Source organism: Perlabentimonas gracilis (genome assembly GCF_011174675.1).
GTDB lineage: Bacteria > Bacteroidota > Bacteroidia > Bacteroidales > Tenuifilaceae > Perlabentimonas > Perlabentimonas gracilis.
Genome location: NZ_JAANIG010000080.1, coordinates 1 through 4,794, shown reverse-complemented (window position 1 = coordinate 4,794; position 4,794 = coordinate 1). Strand labels below are relative to the sequence as shown.

General features: G+C 43.6%; 2 protein-coding genes. Both read left to right on the top strand.

Translation table 11 applies throughout. The features are described from left to right. Nucleotides 1-487: 487 nt before the first annotated feature. Nucleotides 488-1,780 (top strand): PD40 domain-containing protein, encoded by a 1,293-nt coding sequence (locus G8O23_RS16995; RefSeq protein WP_166367085.1) that lies wholly within the window; start codon nucleotides 488-490, stop codon nucleotides 1,778-1,780. 203 nt (nucleotides 1,781-1,983) lie between these two features. Continuing rightward, nucleotides 1,984-4,389, top strand: a complete 2,406-nt coding sequence (locus G8O23_RS16990) for a PD40 domain-containing protein (RefSeq protein WP_166367083.1) — start codon at nucleotides 1,984-1,986, stop codon at nucleotides 4,387-4,389. Nucleotides 4,390-4,794 lie beyond the last annotated feature (405 nt).

Genomic DNA, 4,794 nt, shown 5'->3' with positions numbered 1-4,794 from the left:
CCCTCACCCCATACAGCGTAACAGCCTGTCATTTCGAGCGAAGCGAGAAATCTATTACATTATTATCATTTTAAAAAAGACTTAGTCGGACACTAGTGATTGACAATATTATCCAATAAGGTTAGAGAGAAAGTAATTCGTTCATTCGTAAGCATCCATCGTCCTGAACGCCAGTCATAATGGCTCGGGCAAGCAGCGAAGATACTCTAAAGCTAAGTTGGTGAGAAATTAAATAAAGATCAAGCAGCCCCTTAAAGCATCATAACTTGATGCTTTTTTTTTACTAACTCAATGGAGTGCTGGATTTTGCTTAAGTATTTTTGGTAGATGTAACAATAAGAAAGAAAATAAACTATATTTGATTAGTTGAAGCAGGATTTGCGTAATCAATGGCATTGCAAAATCTTATAGTTCACGGCAAAAGGTTTTGACAAGAACGTAAAATTTGTTTTCTTTGACATTGAAATCGTTTTGTAACGAAATTTTTATGCGAAAACATCTCTACTCAATTTTAGCATTACTTCTTTTCTCACTATCGGTGCAGGCCCAACGAGCATCGTATTTTCGGCGTATTTTTGTCGACGCCGAATACTACTTTTTGTACGAAGATTATCGTGATGCTTTACCCCTGTATATGGAGCTGCTCGAGTCATCACCAGATAACGCCAATGTGCAGTATCGCATAGGCTTGTGTTACCTTAACATACCCAACGAGAAGCATAAATCTATCCCCTTTTTCGAAAGAGCTCAAAAGGCCATCAACCATTCGTATAGCGAGGGTTACTTTACCGAAACCCAAGCGCCACCCGAGGTGTTCCTGTACTATGGCCAAGCCCTCAGGATAACTGGAGAATTGGACAAGGCAAGAGAGGCCTTTGTCAAGTACTCCGAGATGGTGAAAGACGACAGCGATAAGCTGCGGGTAGTAAGTAAGGAGGTTGAATCGTTAAACTATGCCCAGCAGCTAATGGCTCAGCCTATCAATCTCACTTACACCTCTGCTGGCAGAACTGTTAACACCCGATTCTCGGAGATAAACCCCGTTGTATCGGCCGATACAAGCATAATGATTTACACCTCGGTGCAGCAGTTTTACAATGCCATACTGCAATCAAATCAGCGTGCTAGTATTTGGTCGCACCCAATAAATATCAATAGCCAGCTGTATGCCGATGGTGAAATTACCACTGTTGGTATGTCGTCCGATGGTAAAACCATTCTCTTTGCGCGCAACGATAACGATGTTTTTAATCTTTACATAGCAACTTACGACGGCGCAAAGCAGCAGTGGAGCCCCTTATCTCGGTTGCCTAAGGAAATTAATTCGCGTAGCTGGGAAACCTACGCAACCTTTAGCCCAAGCGGCGACACTCTTTACTTCTCAAGCAACCGACCGGGTGGGTTTGGTGGGTTCGATATTTACTACTCTGTTCTTACCCCCAGCGGCTGGTCCGAAGCGGTAAACCTAGGTGCAAGTGTAAACACCCAATTCGATGAAATTGCTCCTGCCCTTACTCATAATGGCAAAAGGCTTTTCTTTTCATCCACAGGGCATAAAACTATGGGCGGTTACGATACCTTTGTAACGGAACGGAAGGGCCAAGGCTGGGGTAAGCCCGTTAATTTAGGCTACCCGTTCAATACCACCGATGATGATATCTTTTTTCAGCCCATAGGCGATGGTTCGGCTGGTTTCCTTTCGCGCATATTGCCCCAAAGCTTTGGAGGGTTCGATATTTACCTTGTCGAGTTCGATCTCGATAGCATACTTAGTCGGTAGAGGAGTTTTATATAGCAAGTTTTACCCAGTTTGGAGGTCTTTCGCCAGGGGCTCAAAAGCCTATCTCTTACTTAATTCCTGAAATTTTTAATCCCAACTTACTTGTTGCTCTAACATTTTGCGACAAGGAAATAGTTATGATTATTTCAACCCAAAAATATTCCATATATTTGGTATAAAATTCTGTAAAATATTTTAAACTGATGATTAGGAGTTCTTTCCTTTCCATACTTATCGTTACACTGGTTATTACACTAGGAAACGCACAGACTAGGCAGGATGCCGAGGAGATCTATAGGGATGCTAATGCCTATTTCTATTTCGAAGATTACGAAGAGGCGCTTGCGCTATACCTTAGCATATACGATGAATTTCCCGATAACGCTAATCTCGATTATCGTATTGGTATATGTTACAGCAATATTGCCGGAAGCAAAGATCGAGCAATAAGCTACCTTGAGCGAGCCTCTCAAAATATTTCGAACCGCTATAGCGAAAGCTCAATACGCGAAAGGCGTGCACCCATCGACGCACTATTCTACTTAGGGAATGCCTATTTTGCCAATAACGAGCTGGGTAAAGCTGTATGGGCCTACGAGGAGTTTCGTAGCAATATCCGACGTGAGCGGCAGTACGACATTGACTACCTGAACCATCAGGTCGAGGCCATTGAACGGTCAAGGGTTATTCAGCGATATCCGGTTAACTTTTTGCGTAGCAACTTAGGCTCCGATATAAACAACAGGTTTTCAAACTATAACCCAGTGATCTCTGGTAATGGTAAAACCTTGGCATACACTACCAATGAGCGATTTTATCAGGCCATTATGGTGGCCACTAAAGAGGGCGATAGGTGGGGCCGACCCCGAAACATAACCCTCGACCTAATGGTGGATGGGAATTGCACTACCCTGTCGCTATCGTACGACGGAACAGAACTGTATCTGTTTAAGGACGATGACCACGTGGGGAACATATACGTAACCCGGCTTGTCGAAGGCTCTTGGACACCAATGCGTAAGCTCAACGAGAACATCAATACCGAGTTCTACGAAACCCATGCAAGCGTAACTGGCGATGGCAAAAAGCTTTACTTTGCTAGCAATAGAATGGGGGGCTTTGGCGATTTGGATATATACGTGTCGGAGCGAACAAAGAATGGCGATTGGGGTCCGGCAAAAAACCTTGGGGCGCCCATCAACACTCGCTTCAACGAGAATACTCCGTTTATTACCACCGATGGAAAAACACTCTTCTTCAGCTCCGATGGGCACCATGGCGTTGGGGGGTACGACATTTTCTTCTCCAACCTGAAAGCCGATGGCACCTGGTCGCAACCTGTTAATCTAGGTTTTCCAATCAATACGGCCGATGATAACCTTTTCTATCAGCCCATTGGCGATGGGGGTACAGGGCTAATGGCGGTTTTCGATCCCCATGGATTTGGCGAGAAGGATATTACTCAGATTGAAATATTTTTGCCCAAGTACCAACGTAGCATAGTTACACTTGACGATTTTTACGCACGCAGATCGGAGTTGCCCCCACGAACCCTTGTTGTTGATACTGTGAATGTGGAAGGTGTTGCGCTTATAGACCCAACCAGATCGGAGTACATAAACTACCTTGCCTCCGATGTGGAGTACACCCTGTTCTTCGATGGGAAATCGTACGACTTAAAAGATCAAACCGAAGAACTTACGAAGCAAAAGGAGAAAACAGGTGATGTATTGCTTGCTGAGGAGGTTGTCCAAGCAAAACCAGTGGAGTATCCAACTGAGAAATTGGATAAACTCCCTGATGATATTGATGAGGATAGCTTCGAGTCTACTCCTCAGCCCATTGAGTCCATTGAATCCGAAGGGCTTAAGGTTGATTTTTCGATTGATGCAGAAAAGGTAACTCCTACACAAGATGATGAGGCTAGCGGAATCGCCTCGGATTTACGTAAAGAGGTATATGGCATCGACAGTGAGAATCCGCAAAGCCTAAGATTCCGTGAGTTGCTAGCCCTTCTTGGTGATCCAAGCCTAAAGGGATTTTTGGATAGCACCCTTGCCGGCAACCTGGATGGCCCAGCAGATCTTAGGTTCTTAACGATTCGACGAATGGCTCTCCGAGCCGATTCGCTAGGTAAAACCCAAGGGGTTATTGAGGCATTTGCAAAACTTATGGATTTACTCAGCGTAAACGCTGTTGAGGTGAAGTATCGCCAATCGCGAAGAATATCCCAAACTTCATACGATGAAGATTTCTTCTTCCGTTTGCAAAGGCTTAAGCGAAAGGCGTCACCGCAGCTGGCTGCTCTTCTCGACGAGGCTATCCTTAATAACCCAAATATCGCTTCGTTTTCCTCGCTGTGGCATTACCTTGTAAGCAGCAAGTACGATCAAGTTAAGCCATACTTACCAGAGTTCCTTAGCCTACTAGCGGAGGCAACCATCGATGGTTTCTTTGGCTTGGGCGATAGTGAACAGGATGGGCTTGTTGTGGCAGCACAGGGTAAAAAGATTAAAGTTGTAAAACTTTACTTGGTGGTAGGCATTATGCTAATTGCAGGTTTGTTTGCCATTATTCTTATTCGTAGAAGGAGACGCAAGGCCAAGTAGTAAAATACCTTTTGAAGTCAAAACTTTGGGGTTTTCCATATAGCACAATTATGGGGGATCCCTAGTTGTTTGCAGACTTATATTAGTTTGCAATGCTGCAATTTCATAGTTAGCCGTCTCTCAGTAATTCGTACTCTAGTCATTATCAATAAAGTTTTTTACTACTGACCGACTAATAAATCTATTACATAATTATCATTTTTTAAAAGACTTGGTCGGATACTAGTGAAAGTTTTTTTGAAAACATTCTACCCCTTCAAAGTGGGGCTGGGGTGAAATTTGTTGATAAAAACCCTGAATAGTTTGGGCTAAATATTATTTTGAGGTGCTGGAGAAGAGTTATTACCTTTGGGTATGGAAACACAAGAAAGCCTAAAGGCCTTATTGTCGGTATTTTTTCCTGAG

Excerpts from the sequence above, each read along its gene's own strand:
- G8O23_RS16995 (WP_166367085.1), top strand. The coding sequence starts at position 488 with ATGCGAAAACATCTCTACTCAATTTTAGCATTACTTCTTTTCTCACTA.
- G8O23_RS16990 (WP_166367083.1), top strand. The coding sequence starts at position 1,984 with ATGATTAGGAGTTCTTTCCTTTCCATACTTATCGTTACACTGGTTATT.